We start from the raw sequence: 17,298 nt of genomic DNA on the forward strand, positions 1-17,298 counted from the left end.
TCACCACCTCCAGCCAGGGTAATACTTGTTTTTCAGCATGCCATTCGACAGCTTTCCCCAGCCCAGCGGAAAACCGTCCACACAGACCAGGCGCCAGCTTCCGGCCTTGTCCTTTTCCTTCTTTTTCTGCCCGGATTTTTTCTTTTTTATCTGGCTGTCAGAGAGCTCTTCCGATGCGTCCTCCGCCCGTTCCGAAGCCTCTTTCTCCTCCACATCCAGGGTTTCCCCCTTCAGATAGCGGAGCACTCTCTCGTCCTCCAGGGAAAAATCAAGCGGCGCCGCGAACTCCTCCCTGCGAAGCGACATCGCCAGCGCCTGGCTTGGCTCGAAATGCTTTCCCTTCATCTCGCCGAGCAAAAGGCCTGTCCGCAGAAACCGAAGCCCCCGGATATTTCGTGCAAGAAGCTCCTCCGGAAGCAGATAGAGCCGTCCGTCATAAAGACGGATCCTGCGCTCGTCGAAGGGACGGCGCAGAAGCCTGGAGAATTCCCTCCATTCCTCTGGAAGCCCGCTTTCCCCGCGTTCTTCCGCTCTGTACTCTGCTGCCTTGCGCCCTGCGGTTCCGCACTCCGCCGCCCTGCACTCTGTGTTCCTGCCTCTGGCTGCCGCGCCCTGCTTCTGAAGCAGAGCTGCAAAATGCCCCTCGCCGTCAATCCGATGGGGATACAGCCGGGCCGCCAGGCGCAGCTGAGCTGCTTCCTCTGCCGAGGGCGGGCTCCCGCCAGAGACCAGATCCGGCCGCCCGGGCGCAAAGCCGTACTCTTCCGCCGGACGAGGCAGCGCCAGCGGCAGAACCCGGAAGCCTGGCTCCGACCGCAGAAGCGTCAGAACCGTCTCCTCGTTTTCCTTTACGGAAAAGGTGCAGGTGGAATACAAAAGAAGGCCGCCCGGGCGCAGAAGCCTGGCCGCCTGTGATACGATTTCCTTCTGAAGCTGCGCGTAATAATCCGGCCCCTTCTCCTTCCAGTCCCGTACCATCGAAGGCTCCTTCCGGAACATACCTTCGCCGGAGCAGGGAGCGTCTATCAAAATCTTATCGAAGAAGCCCTCAAAATACGAACAGAGCCTGTCCGGGCTTTCGCTGGTCACCAGAATATTTTCCGCGCCAAAAAGCTCCAGATTCTTAAGAAGAGCCTTTGCCCTGGAATTGCTGATATCATTCGCCACGAGAAGGCCGGTTCCCAAAAGCCTGGCTGCCAGCTCTGTGGATTTGCCGCCGGGAGCCGCACAGAGATCGAGCACCCGGTCTCCCTCCTCGATGGGAAGGGCGGCCGCAGGCGTCATGGCGCTGGGCTCCTGCAGATAATAGAGGCCTGCTGCATAATAGGGATGCTTCGAAGCCTTTTGGTCCCCTTCTATGTAAAAGCCGTTTTTTGTCCACGGAACGGGACGCAAAAGGGAAGAAAAGCGCTTCCGGAACGCTTCCGGCTCTGTCTTCAGGGTATTTACCCGAAGCCCGCGCAGGCTCTCTCTCGAGCCTGACGCCGCAGCCTGCCCGGAAGACGGGCTGCTGCCTTCCTCCCTCTCAAAGCTTTTCAGCCAGGCGGAAAATTCTCCGCCCAGAAGCTCCTTCATTTCTTCTGTAAATTTCCCGGGTAACTCCATTATTCCTCCGTAGCCAGCGTCTGCGCCCGGTAGCCCTCAGCTATCATGTCGAGCTGCTTGTCAAAGCGCTCCAGCTGGTCAATGTCATTCATCGCGTAGATCCGGTAGAACTCGTCCTGAATCTTCAGAATCTCGCGCTTATTTGCCACCTTGTAAAGGTTCTGTATATTGTTCAGAATATCCGCGACAATATTGGCCTGTATCTGGAAGGAAATCTGCGCGTCCATAATCTCACTGCGCACACTGGACATCTCATTGTCCAGGACAATGATCGCGTCGGCTGCGTTCAAAAGCCTCTCCCTGATATGATCCGGAATATTCCGTTTGTATTTGTACTGAAGGGAATGCTCTACAGTGGCCCAGAAATTCATGGCCATAGTCCGGATCTGAATCTCCACCTGAAGCCTCTTCGGTCCGTCCAGCGTGTCCACCGTATAATAGATAATCATGTGATAGCTCCGGTAGCCGCTGGTCTTCATCTGACGGATATAGTCTCTCTCCTGCCTGATCTCCATATCCTTCCGGTTCCGGATGATCTCCACGACCTTGTCGATATCCTCCACAAACTGGCAGATAATCCGGACTCCCGCCAGATCATAGATCCGCTCTTCGATGTCCTCCAGATCGATTTTCTTCTTCTGGCATTTTTCCAGAATACTGGAAATCGTCTTGACGCGCCCCTCCACCTGCTCGATGGGAGAATAAAGCCCCCGGTCCCGGTGCTCCTTGATCAGGTGATTGAACTTTGTCATGATCTCTTTGACGGCAAGCTCATAAGGATTCAAAATCTCCCGCCACAATTGTATCTCCATAAAACCTCTCCTTTTTGCCTTCGCAAAAGCCGAACCCTTCTTCAGGAAAACGAATATTTCAGCTTATACTGCTCCAGGTATTTCAAGAACCAGTAGGGATTGACCGCCAGCTCCGGAATCTCTTCGTTTCTCACATAGATTCCCACATGCAGGTGTACAGGAAACTGCCCTGTGGTACCCTCTTCCTTCCCGTATCCGGTATCGCCCATCCAGCCCAGAAGCTGTCCCGCCTCGACGACGTCTCCCCTTTCAAACTCCTCCGCATAGGAGGACAAATGCGCATAATAAAAATACACATCATGGACGCTCCGGATTCCGATTCTCCAGCCTCCCTTTTCCAGCCAGCCGATATTCTCTATGACGCCGTCTGTCATACTGACGACAGGATAGTAGCCGCTCTTATCCACAGAAGGCATCAGATCCGTACCCTCGTGTCCGTAAGAGCCCCCATAGGTACGCTCAAACATCCAGCTGTTTTCAAAGGAGACAGCCGCTTTCTCATCCTCCGTCGATTCCGGCACCGGAAAGTACTCCAGATCCTTCCAGATATTCTCGTACAGCTCATAGTACTCCCGCGCCTGCTCCGAAGCCGGATTTCCCTCTGTCTGTTCCACGCTGTGGTCAGAAAGCCAGGACAGCTCCAGGTGGATGAAAAGGCCGGCGCATATCAGCAGTAACCCGTAAGAAGCAATCGAAAGCCGCATGGACACCTCTGCCGACGTCTGCGCTTTCCGGAAATCCCGGAAAGCCGACACTGTTCTCTGACTGTAATTCTATGCTTCCTTCTGCTCTTTTAGAACCTCCAGAATAAAATCGTACACTCTTTTTGTGGAAGAAATGCTCAGGCATTCTCTCGGCGTATGCAGATCATACTGATTCGGACCGATGGAAACACAGTCCAGTCCCTCTATCTTTCCGCAGAAAAAGCCGCATTCCAGTCCTGCATGTATCGCAAGCACCTGGGGCTTCTGCCCGTACATCCTCTCGTATATGGACACCATGGATTCCCGAAGCGGAGATTCCTGCAGATACTCCCAGCCGGGATAATCTCCCTCCAGGACGCAGGTTCCACCCAGAAATTCCGTCAGATGACGGAGCCTTTTTCCCAGCTCTTCCTTTTCCGACTCCAGAGAGCTGCGGACGCCAAATACCAGCACAGCCTCCTTCTCATCCATTTTCAGGATTCCAAGATTCAGGGAGGTCTGAACCAACCCCCGGATATCCATGCTGTTTCGGATCACTCCGTTCGGCACATGATGAAGCAGGAACAAAAACAGCGCCTTGCTTCTCGGAGTCAGCACCTTTCCTGCCTGTCTTCCATGCTTTTCGCAGTGAACTGTGACACCCGGATCGCTTGCCGCAAACTCCTTCTTATAGACAGCGTCCATCCTTCGAAGCTCTTCCTCAAGCCTCTCTTCCTCTCCCTCCGGCACATAAAGCACCGCATGGGTGCTGTGGGGAATCGCATTGTCTGCCATGCCGCCTTCTGTCTCTCCCAGCTGGAGCTCCACGGTCTCGTCCAGCACGCACAGGAGGCGTCCCATCAGAATGTTGGAATTTCCCAGCTCCTTGTCGATATCAGAGCCCGAATGACCGCCCTTCAGGCCATCCACCCAGACCGTATAGCAGCTTCCTTCCGTCTCCTCCCACTCAAGCGGAAGGATACAGCCGCAGCCTACGCCTCCGGCGCAGCTCACCGTAAAGACGCCTTCCCTCCGGGAATCAATATTGATCATCCGTCTTCCCTTCAGGCGCGAGCAGTCAAGAGCCTCCGCTCCGTAAAGTCCTGTTTCCTCTTCTGTCGTAAACACACATTCCAGATGGGGATGCTCTATCGTATCGTCGTCCAGAATCGCCAGCATGATTGCCACAGCCACTCCGTCGTCGCCTCCCAGCGTCGTGCCATTCGCGCGAATCAGATCGCCATCCACCACCAGATCGATCCCGTCCCGGGTAAAATCTATCGTGCAGTCCTCATCCTTCTCGCAGACCATATCCAGATGGCCCTGAAGAATCATGCCCGGCACATTTTCATACCCCTTCGCTGCTTCCTTTGTAATTACCACATTGTTGTTTTCGTCCCTGTATGCCGCAAGGCCATGATCCCTGGCAAAATCCAGGCAATACTGGCTGACGGCCTCCTCATTGCCGGAGCCTCTGGGAATCGCGCTGATATCCTCAAAATACCGGAACACCTTTTCCGGCTTCAGTCCCTCCAGTTTTCTCATAATCTGTCTCCTCTTTCTCATATAGTATCTGTATGACGGACAAAAAAATTATCGTGAAAAAAATACTGGCCATCCTTGTGACCGCGCTGCTGCTGTTCTTCCTCCTGACCGATCCTGTCCAAGCTTCTGAGGCCTCGGCAGACGGGCTTCTGCTCTGGTGGAACACCCTGGTTCCCGTTCTGCTGCCCTTTTTTATCCTGTCCTCTCTGCTGATCGCTCTGGACGGGGTCGCTTACCTTATGCGCTTTCTCTATCCGGTCCTCCACAGAATCTTCGGCTGCTCCCGGGACGGCTGCTTCTGCCTTGCCGCAGGCTTCCTGTGCGGTTTTCCCACTGGGGCCAGAATCGCAGGCGAGCTGGTGAGAGCCCGGCATATCACAGTCGAGGAAGGAAATTATCTCCTGGGCTTCTGCAACAACGTAAGCCCGGCCTTTCTGATCGGCTTCTGCATGACAAAAAGCCTTGGACGCCCGGATCTGACGCTCCCGGCCCTTCTTTTATCCTTTGGGGCTCCCATTCTGACAGGGCTTCTGACACGACGCGGGCGCTCTTTTCCCTCCATGGCTGCAGAAAAAAAGACATCCGGATCTCAAATCAGCTTCAAAATCGCAGATGCCTGTATCATGAACGGACTGGAAAGTATTCTGAAGCTCGGCTGCTATATGATCCTCTTTTCCATGCTGGCGAGGCTTCTTCGGGGCGTTCCCTGTCCTTATCCCGCCCTGACCTGTGCTCTTGTAGGAATTCTGGAGATCACGAATGGAATCTCCCTGACCGCCGCCTCCGCGCTTCCCGCCCGGCTTTCCTTCAGCCTGACCTTAGGGATCGCAGCCTTTGGCGGCCTCTCCGGGCTGGCTCAGACGCAGAGCATGATCCAGAACAGCGGCCTGTCCTCTGCCTCCTATCTCAGGGCAAAGTCTCTGACAGCTGTCCTCGTCACGGCGTCCGCCTTTTTTACGGCCCGTTTTATCCTGTAGGGCAATTACGGCGTCCTGTCACTCCTTACTCCTCCGGCTCCTCCCCGGAACCGCCCTCACGGAGCGCCGGCTCCAGCTCTGCCCGGTTGCTCGCAAGAATATCGCTGAAATTATTCAGGGAGCTCATCATGGACTCATAGCGGGCGGCATGTCCTTCCATGGTCTGACGGATCAGGTTCTGGAGATTTCCCAGCATATCGTCTGTATATTTCATGGCCTCCGCCCGGAAATTGTTTGCCTCCAGGGTCGCCGCGTCCAGGCGCTTCTGCGCCTCAGCCTCAGCCGCAGCCATGATTTCGTTTGCCTGCACATAGGCCTGCTGCATGATCTCATGCTCGTTTATCAATTCGGTCGTATGTATATTGGCCTCCTTGATAATCGCATCTGCCTTTGCCTGCGCGTCCGCAAGAATCGCGTCGCGGTTCGCAAGCACCTTCTGGTACCTCTTGATCTCCTCGGGCGTCTTCATCCGAAGCTCCCGAAGCAACTCTTCGATCTCCTCTTTATTTACGATAATGTTTGTCTTTGATAATGCCTGCGGCTTGCAGCCGTCGATATACTCCTCGATCTCCTCGATGATCTGTTCAATTTTGCTGCTCATGCCCGTTCTCCTTTCCCTGCTCATGCCCGTTCTCCGGTGAAACGTTTCCGTTCCCGGGCTCTATACTCCGTAAAGCTCATGCATCCTTTCCCGGATTTTTTCTTCCACGTACGGCGGCACGAAGGCGGAGATATCGCCGCCGAAGGCTGCCACTTCCTTGACGGTCGTGGAGCTCAGGTATGCGTATTCCAGACTCGTCGTCAGAAACAGCGTGTCCAGATCCGGACTCATGATCCGGTTGGTCTGCGCCATCTGAAGCTCGTAGTCGAAATCTGTGATCGCCCGGAGGCCTCTCACAATAATATGAGCCTCGCACTCTTTTGCAAATTCTACAAGAAGTCCCGTGAAGGAATGGATTTTAATATTTGGATATTCCTTCGTCACTTCCTCTAACATATTAACACGTTCTTCCACAGAAAACAACGGAGATTTTGCCCGATTGTGCAAAACCCCAACCACCAGCTCATCCACAATTCTGGACGCACGGATGATCACATCCAGGTGTCCGTTGGTGACCGGATCGAAGCTTCCCGCATATATCGCTCTAATCATTCGTTCCCCTCATACGCTCTATAAAAAGATGCCTGTTTGTCTTATATCGTTTCTCTTTGCTTATCGTAAATCCAAAGCCGGATATCCAGCTGGTATCCTCCTTCAGATCTGTCTCAAGGATAATCGTCGTATCCTCGTCTGCCAGACCGGAATGCTCCAGATAGGCCAGCACCTCCCGCTCCATCCCTCTGCCATAGGGCGGATCCAGAAAGATCAGGTCAAAGGGCCCGTCTCCCTCCATCACCCGCAGGGCTCCAAGCGCATCCATGAAAAATACCCTGGAGCGGTCTGCAAGCCTTGTAAAGGCCAGATTGTCGAGAATACACTCATAGGCCTTCTTATTGTTCTCGGCAAAGGCGGCAAAATCTGCGCCCCGGCTTAAGGCCTCAATCCCGATGGCTCCGCTGCCGCCGAACAGGTCGAGAAACCGGCAGCCCGGGATCTCCCGCTGCAGCATATTGAATAGCGTCTCCTTGATCCGATCCGTCGTCGGGCGGGTGTCCAGGCCCTCAATGCATCGAAGCGGCATGCTGCGGGCTGTTCCTGCTATGACTCTCATGCGCTACCCCCTTACCTGGCCGTGGCCATATATCTCATATTTGTAGGAGGTAAGGGCCTCCAGCCCCATGGGCCCTCTGGCGTGAAGCTTCTGGGTGCTGATGCCGATCTCCGCGCCAAAGCCAAACTCAAAGCCATCTGTAAATCTGGTGGAAGCGTTGACATAGACCGCCGCAGCGTCCACCTCTCTTAAGAACCTTTCCGCATGCTCCTTATTTTCCGTGATAATAGCCTCGGAATGGCCTGTATTGTACCGGTTGATATGGGCGATAGCCTCCTCCACGCTGTCCACAGTCTTTACAGAGAGGATATAGTCCAGGTACTCTGTGCCCCAGTCTTCCGCCGTGGCCTCGATCATGGAAGGAACCGCCTCCCTGGCCGCCTCGTCTCCCCGAAGCTCCACCTGCTTTGCAGAAAGCTTTTCCGCCAGCATAGGCAGAAAGGCATCCTTGATCTTCCGGTGCACTACCAGGGATTCACAGGCGTTGCAGACGCCGATCCGCTGGGTCTTCGCATTGTATACAATATCTGCCGCCATCTGAAGGTCGGCAGCATCATCCACATAGACATGGCAGTTCCCGGAGCCCGTCTCAATGACAGGAATCGTGCTGTTGTTGACTACCGTGGCGATCAGCCCTGCGCTTCCTCTCGGGATCAGCACGTCTATGTACCGGTTCAGCTTCATAAAAGCCGCAGCCGTCTCTCTGCTGGTATCCTCCAGAAGCTGAATTGCAAAGGGCAGGGAACCGCAGTCTGCCAGGGCCTTTTGAATCACCTCTACAATGGCCTTGTTGGAATGGACTGCATCGCTGCCTCCGCGCAGCACCACAGGATTGCCTGTCTTGAAGCAGAGGCCAAAGGCGTCCGCCGTCACATTGGGCCTGGCCTCGTAGATGATTCCGATTACGCCAAGAGGCACACGTACCCTTCGGATGTCCAGGCCGTTTTCCGGGGTCCATTCTGAGATCACCTCACCAATCGGATCCGGAAGCTCTGCAATCTGGCGCAGTCCCTCAGCCATGCCCTCTATCCGCTCCGGTGTCAGCTTCAGCCGGTCCAGAAGTCCTTCCTTCATGCCGCGTTTTTTCCCATTTTCCATATCGGCTTCATTGGCATTGAGAATAAAATCTGTATCCCGTACCAGATACTCTGCGCAGCGCAGCAGCACCTGATCCTTCTGCTCTTGGTTCATCACACGGAGTGATGGCTCCGCCTCTTTTGCCCTTTGGCCTATCTGTTCCAGCGTCATCTGTGTCCTCCTGTTCCCGCGCAAAATGAAAAGCTGCGCGCTGTATTTTTATATTACCCGCTTCTCCGTCACGATCCTTCCCGGAAGAATGTCGAATTTTTCAAAGGGAACCTCTGCCTTCACCTGAAATTCAAAGGCCAGAGCCGCCGTGCGCAGTCCCGGATGAGCCTCCAGATACCGGTCATAGAAGCCTCCTCCATACCCGATCCGGTGGCGCGCTTCGTCGAACGCCACGCCCGGCATGAGCATCAGGCTTCCTTCCCTGTCTGCCGCTTCATCTGCCGGATTTTTTTCATAGGGCTCCCGGATGCCGAAATAGCCTTCCTCCAGATCGTTCTCCAGGGAAGTAATATAGAAAAATTTCATAGTTTCGCCAATGACCTTCGGCACGGCTGTCTTTTTCCCGTCCGCCCAGGCCTGCCGGATCAAATCCGAGGTCTCCGTCTCATGCTTGCAGTCCACATAGACAAAGAGCGTCTCCGCCTCCTGGTATTCCGGAAGGGCCTTCACCTGCTCCAGCACCTTCAGGCTCATCGCGTGAATCTCTTCGTCGGAATGGGCCGCCCGGAGCGCGCGAATCTCTCTGCGGAGCGCCTTTTTTTTCTGCTTCATCTCATCGTCCGCGGAATATGCTTCAGTTCCCGCTGTATTTCTTATCAATGTCATATTTCTCTCCCAGATTGTAAACGCTGCCGTCCTTCTCCTGAATGTCAATGTTATTCAGCTGGCTTTTCAGGTTGGCGCGGATCGCCTGTATATACTCCAGGCGCAGAAGCTTCTGCTCCTGCTTCTCAGCGTCCGTCAGCCCCTCCGCCTTGGAACGGCGGTAAAGATCGTTGATACGGGCAATCTTTTTTTCATCTATGCTCATGCTCTCTCCTTGTCCTTTCCATCCCAGTGCAGGTAGGCTGCCGCCTGCTCGAAGATATCCTTCGCGTACTCATATCCATGGTTATAGAAGTTCGTCAGCACCTCCACCCGGTCTTCGGTATTTTTAATCACCGGAATCTGCGGCCGGATCACAAACACATGTCCTCTGCTCTCCAGATCCTCCAGAAGCTCCATGGTTTTATTATAGAAATAGGCCCTGTACTTAATGGCCTTGATCAGGTTCGGGTACTTGGAATACATAATCCGGGCCATTTTCAGGGTTTTCTTTGCAGGAGCCTTTCGGTACCCCTCCTGTCTGGTCAGAATTACTATATTTTTCTTCACGCCGTCATGAAGCGCCTTCCGAATCGGGACAGAATCCGCCAGTCCCCCGTCCAGCATCGGAACCCCATCTACGTCCACCATCCGGGACACAATGGGAAGGCTGGAGGAAGCCCTGCAGATTGCCATCAGCCTCTGCCGGTCAGAATTCTCCGTCAGATATGCTGCCTTTCCTGTCAGACAGTTGGTCGCCGTCAGGATGCAGGTGGTTCCCGATGAAAAATAGGTATCGTAATCAAAAGGAATCAGCTTATTCGGAAACACGTCAAAAATCAGATCCATATTAAACAGGCTGTGGGTCCGGATCAGGGATTTCAGCCCGATATAGCTGCCTGCCTCCAGAAAATCGATGGTGCAGACCTTCATCCGGCCCGGCTGCCGGGACACATAGTCTACCGCGTTGCAGGCTCCTGCCGACACCCCGATGACGTAGGGCAGATACAATCCCTGCTCCATAAAGTAATCCAGTACTCCGGCTGTAAACACGCCCCTGGTGCCGCCGCCTTCCAGAATCATTCCGGCTTTACTCATAAAAATGCTCCTTCAGAAACCGCTTAAGTTCAAATGCCTCGTCCTCATTGGAACAGAAAAAGGTTCCATAGGGCTGACCGTCTATAATCTTATGAATTACATTCATGTCTCTTCCATTTGCAATTACCATATCTGCGCCTGCGGAAGTAGCCAGCTCTGCCGCGATCAGCTTGGTCGCCATACCTCCCGTTCCCACGCCGCTCACTGAGCCTTTTCCCATTCCCATCAGCTCGTCGTCCACCGTATCCACAAAGGGAACAAATTTTGCATCGGGATTCGTGCTCGGATTGTCCGTATAAAGTCCGTTGATGTCTGAAAGCAGAATCAGAAGATCCGCTCCCACCAGAGAAACCACGACTGCCGACAGCGTATCGTTATCCCCGTGCAGAATCTCAAAGGTAGAGATGCTGTCATTGGAATTCACAATGGGAACTGCTCCCAGCGCCAGCAGCTCTTCAAAGGTGTTTTGAGCGTTTTTGCGGTTATTGGCATTCAGCATGGTGTTCCGGGTCATCAGAACCTGGGCCGCCACCTGGTTATACTCAGCAAAAAACTTTTGATAAATCATCATCAGGCGTGCCTGGCCAATGGCTGCGCATGCCTGCTTCAGAGAAATACGTTCCGGCTTTTCCTGGAAACCGGCCGCCTTGCTTCCTACTCCGATGGCGCCGGACGTCACGAGAATGACATCCTTTCCCTTATTTCTCAGATCTGTCAATTCCCGGACCAGATGCTCCACCTTAATCAGGTCCAGCCCGCCTGTCTCCGGGTGGATCAGAGATGAGGTGCCTATTTTTACTACAATCCGCCTTTTATTTTTAAGCTCCGCTCTGTACTGCGCGTCCAGTATCTTGTCTTCCATACTCTTTTGTCCCTGTCCTTTAGTCTTTTTTGCATTTCTTTCCTAACTTTACACTATTCTTCAAAGAATAGCAAGTTTAACTGGAGTAATTCTCCAAGAAATCATACAATTCCTTCTCTCCGCTGATCCGTTTTCCGTGGGAAATCTCCTCCTGAAGCTGCTCCGGGAGCGACTCCGTCGTAATTCCTGTGTATTCAAAGAGCGTTTCCCTGTCAATCCGGTAGATCGTGACACGCCCGTCCTCCTCCACCAGATAATATTCATGGCTGTCCTGCTCATTCACGACCCCGTCAGGATCCACAGAGGCCTCCGTCCTTTCCTCCTGAAGCTGCCTGGCCTCTGCCTGCTGCTCCTCCTGCGCCTCAATGCGTCCGGCCAGACTGCGAAGCTCCTGCCAGAGCTCGGACTGTTCCCTTTTTGCCTGCTTATCAGAGTGAAGAAAACCGGCATACCAGGCAAGGCCGATCAGAATCACTGCGGCCAGACAGCCGGCCAGAATTTTCTTCGCCATAAAAAACCCTCCTTTTTATGTCTAGTATGGACAAAAAAGGAGGAGTTTATAATCAGGCTCGGCCCGGGGAATCAGGGCCACTCCAGCCTGGGCTCAATATTTCTGTGCAGAGGTCTGCATCCGGCGCATCACTGCTCCCTGAGAGTCGTACCAGCTCCACAGATAATATTCAGGCTGAGTCGTATTCTGATCAAAGGTGACAGCCAGCGTGCTCCCGTCTGCATAGGTACAGGTATGAATTCCATTGTAATGCTCATAGGAGAAGGTACAGGCCGGCTGCGTCTCTGTCTCCAGATAAACCACAGACTGGCCATAGGACACAGACATGTCTGAAATCAGTTCATATTCTGCGCTCAAAATCTCCCTGCCCTCTTCATTGGTTACCGATACCAGTCTTTCCCCATCCGTGACACTGTCATCGTAAAAATATTGAAGGGACCAGCCATCCTCCACAAATGCCGAAATGAGGTTCTCATCCTCATTATGAGAGTAAAGAATTCGGTTCCCGGCGCTGTCTGTCACAGCAGTAAGAGCGTCGCCGGAGAACTCAAACTCCAGATATCCGTCCTCCAGGTCGGCTCTTGAGAGCTTTCCGTCCTCATAGGAAAGCTTTACCGTCTCTCCATCCGCCCCGGTAAGCTCAGTCGCCAGCCCGCTCCTGTGAAAAAAGACCGTTTCCCCGTCCGGCCCCGTCAGAAGGTAGCCATCCCCCTGCTCCTCCAGGGTATAGGAAGGAGCATTTGTCGAAATCCACCCTTCTGCATACACCTTCTGCCAGTTCTGGCTAAGCTCTCCCGGAAGCTGAATGACAATATCCCCCTCATATACAGACGCAGAATAACAATAATTATGGGTCCAATACATCCCTGCTCCGGCAGGATTGTCCTCGTCCTCACTGTATGTACTTCCCGAAACATAATAGCGCACAAACTCCACCGGGCTTTCCTTCCCGCCCGGAAGATCTGTCTGCTCCAGGCAGAGCCGTCCCGTCAGCAGATCCACCTGCCCGGTCTCCCTCTCTCCGACCCTGTAGGTGCCATACTCGCTGATTTCATCCTTCTGCTGTCTTTCTGCCTCCGCCCGGGAAGGGAGCCCGGAGGATAGGCATAAGACAGCCGACAAAAGGCACACCATAAAAGCTCTTTTTTTCCGTATCCTGTTTTTGGGCTTCACGGCCACACCTCCCCAAAATCTGACCCTGCCAAAACGGCTCTGCTTTTCCTCCGTCCTACATCAGCCTGATTTTCTTTAATACACGCACCAGCATTCCCCCTTTGGGGAACGCCCGCAGCTCTTCCTCTGTAATTCCCCGCAGAAACAGGACGAAGAATCCATAGATCAGCACTGCCAGCACCAGGCAGAGCACGGTCGAGGGTTTATTTCCCATCAGATTCTCAAGAGGCGTATGGAGAAGCCAGACTGAAAGAGCCATAATCAGCGACGATACGCCCGGAATCAGAAAGGTCCGCCGGATCTCCTGCCGGTAATGCAGATATTTCCGGATCGCCATTCCATTCAGGATGCACATCAGGAGGGCAAAGAACATATAGGCAATCACCACGCCATAAATATGAATCCCCGCAAACTGAACAAGCACAATCAGCAGAGCCAGATGAGACACCAGCGCAATCACCGCATTGCGCACCGGAATCTGCATATGATCGATTCCCTGCAGGATTCCGTTCGTCAGAGTGGACAGTCCGTAGAAAATCACAGCCGCAGAACCAATCAGAAACATCATGGGAGCCGAAGGGTCTGTATTCCAGTTCAGGAGATCGAGAATCGGTCCGCCCAGAGCAGTCAGTCCGAATGCACTTGGGATACAGATCAGCATCACCATACGGATAGCTCCCTCTGTCTTCCGGCGCATCGCCCCCCGGTCTCCTGCCATGCGGGCTCTCGTGAGCGCCGGAATCACAGAAGCAGACAGGGCAGAGGCTACCGCGATAGGCACATTCGTCAGAAGCTTGTACTTTCCTACATAAATGCCCCAGTAGACCTCCACCGTTTCTCTGTCCATATTCTGGACGTCAAGCATCAGGAATTTAAAGACGCCCTGATCGACAAAGCCGCTGATATTGTAGACGGCAGTGCTCAGAATCACAGGCACGATCGTCAGCACCAGAATCCGGATGATGCTGGCGTAGCTCTGATTTTCGCTTGCATGATCCTTCCGGAGATTCTTCTGCAGAACCCGGTTGTACATCAGCATGACAATCACAAGGAAAAGAAGGCCGGCCACAGCGCCAAGGCTCGTGCCAAGGGTGCTTCCCGCGGCTCCGTAGACTGCGCCGCCCGTGCCGTCTGTGATTCCCTTTGCCTGGTCAAGGGAGGTCCCATAGGAAAACAGCATGCTGGCTGCCGCAATGCTGACTACCGCATTTACAAGCTGCTCTATGACCTGGGAAACAGCCGTCGGCATCATCGTTCCCATTCCCTGGAAAAATCCCCGGAGCACACCCATAACCGCCATCACAAAGATCGCCAGGGCCAGCACCTTCAGGCAGAGCTCGCTCTCCGGCGTGTTCAGCACAGTCCCTGTCAGGAAGCCCGCACCGAAAAAGGTAAACGCAGAGGCCAGAAGCCCTACTACCAGGGACATGCATAAAGCAGCCTTGAACGAACGCCAGGCGTCCCTGTGTTCTCCCATGGCTGCCTTTGCCGATACCACCTTTGACACGGCCAGGGGAAGGCTGTAGGAGGAAATCAACAGAATAATATTGTAAACCTCGTAGGCCGCAGAATAATAGTTGTTGCCCTGATCCCCGATGATATTCGTGACCGGAAGCCGGTAGAGCATTCCGATAATACGGCTGATGATAGACGCCGCAGCCAGAATGCCTCCCTGCATGATAAAATTAGAGCCCTTTGAACCTTTTTTATTTCCCATTCTTTTTTCCTTATTCGATCACCACATCCTCCGCATAATCATTCCAAATGATACAGATAAACGTGGTTCCCGTATTGAGCGTAATTTCCTGATCGTTCTTGTCATAATAGCAGGCCGGAGTCCCAAGCTCTCCCGGATTGCTCCAATAGCCCTCGATCCTTTTTCCATTTGTAAAAACCGTGCACCTGTTTCCCTGAGACTGGGAGGCAAAATGCAGATAATCCTTGGCGTCCAGCACATTGCCGTCACAGAACTGGAAGATCACATTCGTCACCGCTACCTGCTCCCCAGTCAGTTCATCCACATGAGGACTTCCATAGGTCGAGCGGTAATATTTCCGGTCGGCAGGATTGTACTCAAATACAGCCTTTACGCCGCCGAAGCCGTTCCTTCCGCCATTTCCGCCAGGCTTTAAGACTGTGGCCTCCGGATAGCCCTCATACTCCGCAGGCTCTCCGGTCTGCGCAAACCGGAACTTTCCAGGATAGTCCGCCGGCATCTCCATATCAAAGCCTTTTCTTTCGATATCCTTCTCGATCCCGTCCGGGAAAGCATAGAGCGTATGCTCTGTGGCCCTGCCAGGACGGGAAATCCTTCCATACATAGCCGCAGCCGGATCGTCTATTCCCTTGGTCGCCCCGGACAGCACATCGAATTCGCCGCTGTTCAGGGCCTCCTTCGCATAGCTGGCCTGTCCGAAATGAGCATAGACAGCATCAAATTCCTGCGCAAAATGAAGATAATAGAGACGGCAGCTCCGGACAGAGCCAATCCGCTCCAAATCTCTCCAGTCCTCAAAAATTCCCATCCATCGGGTAATGCGCCCTTCTACCGGGCATTCGTAAATCACAGAAGCGTTTGAAACACCGGACATGGGGAGAGCTGCCGAAGTGTTATTCAGCATCACGGCCAGAGGGCGCTGCGTTCCCAGCTCTTCGTCTATCCATTCCCCTGTAAAATAGCTCCGGACCTTTCCATCCACCACCTCGCGCTCCGGCACTGTATGTGCGGTCAGTCCTCCGGAAAGCTCTGCATCCTCTTTTGCAATTACCTCCGCCTCTGTATCAAAGCTGTCCTGCGCCGCTTCCTGCCCTTCCTCCTGTGTTTCCGGCGCCTGTCCTGCCGTATGCCCGCAGCCGGAGGCTGCGGCGCCCGAAAGACTTATCAGCGCAATCAGCAGCGCCAGGCGTGGAAACCGGGACGAACCCAAAGACGGCTTCATCATCGGAATATCTGCAGGCTTTCCAGAATCGCCGCCTGCCTTTCCTCCATGACCCTCGCCTCTTCCGGAGCCTCATGATCATATCCCATCAGATGCAGCATGCTGTGGGCAATCAGGAACGCATATTCCCGTTCCCGGCTGTGCCCATATTTTTCCGCCTGCTCCATCACCTTTTCCACAGAGATAATGATATCTCCCAGAACCAGCTCCCCGGTCTCCGGATTGAAGCAGTCCAGCTCAGCCTCCTCTGCGGCAGAAAAGTCTGCCGGAGCATCAAAGCTCAGCATCGGAAAGGAGAGCACGTCTGTGGGCCGGTCGATATGCCGGTGTTCCCGGTTCAGGATCCGGATTCCTTTGTTGTCCGTCAGGAGCAGGTTGACCTCCGTCTCGTAAGGGCAGCCCTCATAATCGAGAGCTGCTTCAATCACGCGCCCGGCTGTGCCCTTGATATCTACACCCGGCAGGCTGATGCCGCTCTCATCTTCTACGTTGATTGTCATAGCGTTCCTTTCTGGAGCTCCGCTTTTCCTGGGCTCTCTCATAATTATCATAGGCCTGTACAATTTTCTGCACCAGAGGATGGCGCACCACGTCCTTGCTGGTCAGCTCGCAGAAGCCAATGTCCTCTACCTTCGCCAGCACCCTCATGGCCACCTCCAGGCCGGAACGGGTCCCGGAGGGCAGATCCTTCTGGCTGGCGTCTCCTGTCACAATGACCTTGGAGCCAAAACCGATACGGGTCAGAAACATCTTCATCTGCGCCGGCGTCGTATTCTGCGCCTCATCCAGGATAATATAAGCGTTATCCAGCGTGCGCCCCCGCATATAAGCCAGAGGAGCCACCTCGATCAGGCCCTTTTCCATATTTTTTACAAAGCTGTCCGCTCCCATGATCTGGTACAGGGCATCATACAGAGGCCGCAGGTACGGATCCACCTTGCTCTGCAGGTCTCCGGGCAGAAAGCCCAGCTTCTCTCCCGCCTCGATCGCCGGGCGGGTCAGGATAATCCGGCTCACCTCGTTGTTCTTAAAGGCTGTAATCGCCATAGCCATGGCAAGATAGGTCTTACCCGTACCGGCAGGGCCTGTCCCAAACACAATCATATTTTTGCGGATCATGTCCACATATTTTTTCTGTCCCAGTGTTTTCGGCTTAATCGGCTTTCCGTTCATGGCATGGCAGATCAGATCCTTGTCGATCTCCACCAGAGCCTCCTCCTGCCCTTCCATGGACAGCGCCAGAGCGTAGTCCACGTTCTGCTCCTGAATCACATTTCCCCGGCGGGAAAGCTCCAGAAGCTGCTCAAAGACCCTGGCAGCCTGCCGGGTATTCCCGGCAGGCCCAAGAATCTTTACAGCCCCGTCCCGGGCCACCACAGACACCTTCAGCGTCTGCTCTATTTTTTTGATATGGCTGTCAAACTGACCAAACACATTGCTCTCATGCTCGGCCGGCACATCCAGAATTTTTTCGACAATACTGCTCAA

Annotated in this window: 19 protein-coding genes; 1 reads left to right on the forward strand and 18 read right to left on the reverse strand. The window is 53.9% G+C overall.

The features are described from left to right. From B5E77_RS10235 to B5E77_RS10250, 4 genes are all read right to left on the reverse strand, one after another. The gene (locus B5E77_RS10235) at positions 1-1,605 is read right to left on the reverse strand and encodes an RsmF rRNA methyltransferase first C-terminal domain-containing protein (protein ID WP_087165289.1); all 1,605 of its coding nucleotides are present in this window, start codon (positions 1,603-1,605) and stop codon (positions 1-3) included. Continuing rightward, complete coding sequence (locus B5E77_RS10240; protein WP_087165290.1) at positions 1,605-2,417, reverse strand: GTP pyrophosphokinase; 813 nt, start codon at positions 2,415-2,417, stop codon at positions 1,605-1,607. Before B5E77_RS10240 ends, B5E77_RS10235 begins: the two co-directional genes overlap by 1 nt. Positions 2,418-2,458: 41 nt before the next feature. After that, complete coding sequence (locus B5E77_RS10245) at positions 2,459-3,121, reverse strand: M23 family metallopeptidase (RefSeq protein ID WP_087165367.1); 663 nt, start codon at positions 3,119-3,121, stop codon at positions 2,459-2,461. Positions 3,122-3,190: 69 nt separating this feature from the next. After that, positions 3,191-4,645, reverse strand: coding sequence for an aminoacyl-histidine dipeptidase (locus B5E77_RS10250; RefSeq protein ID WP_087165291.1), 1,455 nt, complete (start codon positions 4,643-4,645; stop codon positions 3,191-3,193). 53 nt (positions 4,646-4,698) lie between these two features. Between B5E77_RS10250 and B5E77_RS10255 the strand changes: the two genes are divergently transcribed. After that, a complete protein-coding gene (locus tag B5E77_RS10255; RefSeq protein ID WP_143468614.1) occupies positions 4,699-5,622 on the forward strand; it encodes a transporter in 924 nt (307 codons plus the stop codon). A gap of 25 nt (positions 5,623-5,647) precedes the next feature. Here the strand turns inward: B5E77_RS10255 and B5E77_RS10260 are convergent, their stop codons facing one another. The 14 genes from B5E77_RS10260 to B5E77_RS10325 form a co-directional block, all read right to left on the reverse strand. Continuing rightward, positions 5,648-6,223 (reverse strand): ATPase, encoded by a 576-nt coding sequence (locus B5E77_RS10260; protein WP_087165293.1) that lies wholly within the window; start codon positions 6,221-6,223, stop codon positions 5,648-5,650. A gap of 60 nt (positions 6,224-6,283) precedes the next feature. Then, entirely contained in the window at positions 6,284-6,775 is a 492-nt protein-coding gene (gene coaD, locus B5E77_RS10265) for a pantetheine-phosphate adenylyltransferase (protein ID WP_087165294.1), read from the reverse strand. Next, positions 6,768-7,334 (reverse strand): 16S rRNA (guanine(966)-N(2))-methyltransferase RsmD, encoded by a 567-nt coding sequence (rsmD, locus tag B5E77_RS10270; RefSeq protein ID WP_087165295.1) that lies wholly within the window; start codon positions 7,332-7,334, stop codon positions 6,768-6,770. Before rsmD ends, coaD begins: the two co-directional genes overlap by 8 nt. Before the next feature lie 3 nt (positions 7,335-7,337). Next, positions 7,338-8,606 carry a glutamate-5-semialdehyde dehydrogenase gene (locus B5E77_RS10275; protein ID WP_275532760.1) on the reverse strand — a complete coding sequence of 423 codons (1,269 nt, stop codon included), beginning with the start codon at positions 8,604-8,606 and terminating at the stop codon, positions 7,338-7,340. A 24-nt stretch (positions 8,607-8,630) separates the two neighbouring features. After that, positions 8,631-9,248, reverse strand: coding sequence for a 5-formyltetrahydrofolate cyclo-ligase (locus tag B5E77_RS10280; protein ID WP_242963695.1), 618 nt, complete (start codon positions 9,246-9,248; stop codon positions 8,631-8,633). After that, on the reverse strand, positions 9,217-9,447 hold the full coding sequence (locus B5E77_RS10285; protein WP_087165368.1) for a DUF896 domain-containing protein: 231 nt from the start codon (positions 9,445-9,447) through the stop codon (positions 9,217-9,219). The genes B5E77_RS10280 and B5E77_RS10285 overlap by 32 nt, the downstream gene beginning before the upstream one ends. A gap of 2 nt (positions 9,448-9,449) precedes the next feature. Then, positions 9,450-10,325 (reverse strand): patatin-like phospholipase family protein, encoded by an 876-nt coding sequence (locus B5E77_RS10290; RefSeq protein ID WP_087165297.1) that lies wholly within the window; start codon positions 10,323-10,325, stop codon positions 9,450-9,452. Then, a complete protein-coding gene (proB, locus tag B5E77_RS10295; protein WP_087165298.1) occupies positions 10,318-11,187 on the reverse strand; it encodes a glutamate 5-kinase in 870 nt (289 codons plus the stop codon). The genes B5E77_RS10290 and proB overlap by 8 nt, the downstream gene beginning before the upstream one ends. Positions 11,188-11,263: 76 nt before the next feature. Further along, on the reverse strand, positions 11,264-11,698 hold the full coding sequence (locus B5E77_RS10300) for a hypothetical protein (RefSeq protein ID WP_143468615.1): 435 nt from the start codon (positions 11,696-11,698) through the stop codon (positions 11,264-11,266). A gap of 93 nt (positions 11,699-11,791) precedes the next feature. Then, positions 11,792-12,871, reverse strand: coding sequence for a DUF6531 domain-containing protein (locus tag B5E77_RS10305; RefSeq protein WP_087165299.1), 1,080 nt, complete (start codon positions 12,869-12,871; stop codon positions 11,792-11,794). Positions 12,872-12,926: 55 nt separating this feature from the next. Next, positions 12,927-14,588 carry a putative polysaccharide biosynthesis protein gene (locus B5E77_RS10310; protein ID WP_087165300.1) on the reverse strand — a complete coding sequence of 554 codons (1,662 nt, stop codon included), beginning with the start codon at positions 14,586-14,588 and terminating at the stop codon, positions 12,927-12,929. 10 nt (positions 14,589-14,598) lie between these two features. Then, positions 14,599-15,813 (reverse strand): DUF3048 domain-containing protein, encoded by a 1,215-nt coding sequence (locus B5E77_RS10315; RefSeq protein ID WP_087165301.1) that lies wholly within the window; start codon positions 15,811-15,813, stop codon positions 14,599-14,601. After that, positions 15,810-16,310, reverse strand: a complete 501-nt coding sequence (gene ybeY, locus B5E77_RS10320) for an rRNA maturation RNase YbeY (RefSeq protein ID WP_087165302.1) — start codon at positions 16,308-16,310, stop codon at positions 15,810-15,812. The genes B5E77_RS10315 and ybeY overlap by 4 nt, the downstream gene beginning before the upstream one ends. Then, positions 16,288-17,298 (reverse strand): PhoH family protein, encoded by a 1,011-nt coding sequence (locus tag B5E77_RS10325; RefSeq protein WP_087165303.1) that lies wholly within the window; start codon positions 17,296-17,298, stop codon positions 16,288-16,290. The genes ybeY and B5E77_RS10325 overlap by 23 nt, the downstream gene beginning before the upstream one ends.

The sequence above is a fragment of the Lachnoclostridium sp. An131 genome, from assembly GCF_002160825.1.
Lineage (GTDB): Bacteria > Bacillota > Clostridia > Lachnospirales > Lachnospiraceae > Laedolimicola.

Bases quoted from the DNA above. Each gene is read 5' to 3' on its own strand.
- B5E77_RS10235 (WP_087165289.1), bottom strand. From the start codon at position 1,605: ATGGAGTTACCCGGGAAATTTACAGAAGAAATGAAGGAGCTTCTGGGC.
- B5E77_RS10240 (WP_087165290.1), bottom strand. From the start codon at position 2,417: ATGGAGATACAATTGTGGCGGGAGATTTTGAATCCTTATGAGCTTGCC.
- B5E77_RS10245 (WP_087165367.1), bottom strand. From the start codon at position 3,121: ATGCGGCTTTCGATTGCTTCTTACGGGTTACTGCTGATATGCGCCGGC.
- B5E77_RS10250 (WP_087165291.1), bottom strand. From the start codon at position 4,645: ATGAGAAAACTGGAGGGACTGAAGCCGGAAAAGGTGTTCCGGTATTTT.
- B5E77_RS10260 (WP_087165293.1), bottom strand. From the start codon at position 6,223: ATGAGCAGCAAAATTGAACAGATCATCGAGGAGATCGAGGAGTATATC.
- coaD (WP_087165294.1), bottom strand. From the start codon at position 6,775: ATGATTAGAGCGATATATGCGGGAAGCTTCGATCCGGTCACCAACGGA.
- rsmD (WP_087165295.1), bottom strand. From the start codon at position 7,334: ATGAGAGTCATAGCAGGAACAGCCCGCAGCATGCCGCTTCGATGCATT.
- B5E77_RS10280 (WP_242963695.1), bottom strand. From the start codon at position 9,248: ATGACATTGATAAGAAATACAGCGGGAACTGAAGCATATTCCGCGGAC.
- B5E77_RS10290 (WP_087165297.1), bottom strand. From the start codon at position 10,325: ATGAGTAAAGCCGGAATGATTCTGGAAGGCGGCGGCACCAGGGGCGTG.
- proB (WP_087165298.1), bottom strand. From the start codon at position 11,187: ATGGAAGACAAGATACTGGACGCGCAGTACAGAGCGGAGCTTAAAAAT.
- B5E77_RS10300 (WP_143468615.1), bottom strand. From the start codon at position 11,698: ATGGCGAAGAAAATTCTGGCCGGCTGTCTGGCCGCAGTGATTCTGATC.
- B5E77_RS10310 (WP_087165300.1), bottom strand. From the start codon at position 14,588: ATGGGAAATAAAAAAGGTTCAAAGGGCTCTAATTTTATCATGCAGGGA.
- B5E77_RS10315 (WP_087165301.1), bottom strand. From the start codon at position 15,813: ATGATGAAGCCGTCTTTGGGTTCGTCCCGGTTTCCACGCCTGGCGCTG.
- ybeY (WP_087165302.1), bottom strand. From the start codon at position 16,310: ATGACAATCAACGTAGAAGATGAGAGCGGCATCAGCCTGCCGGGTGTA.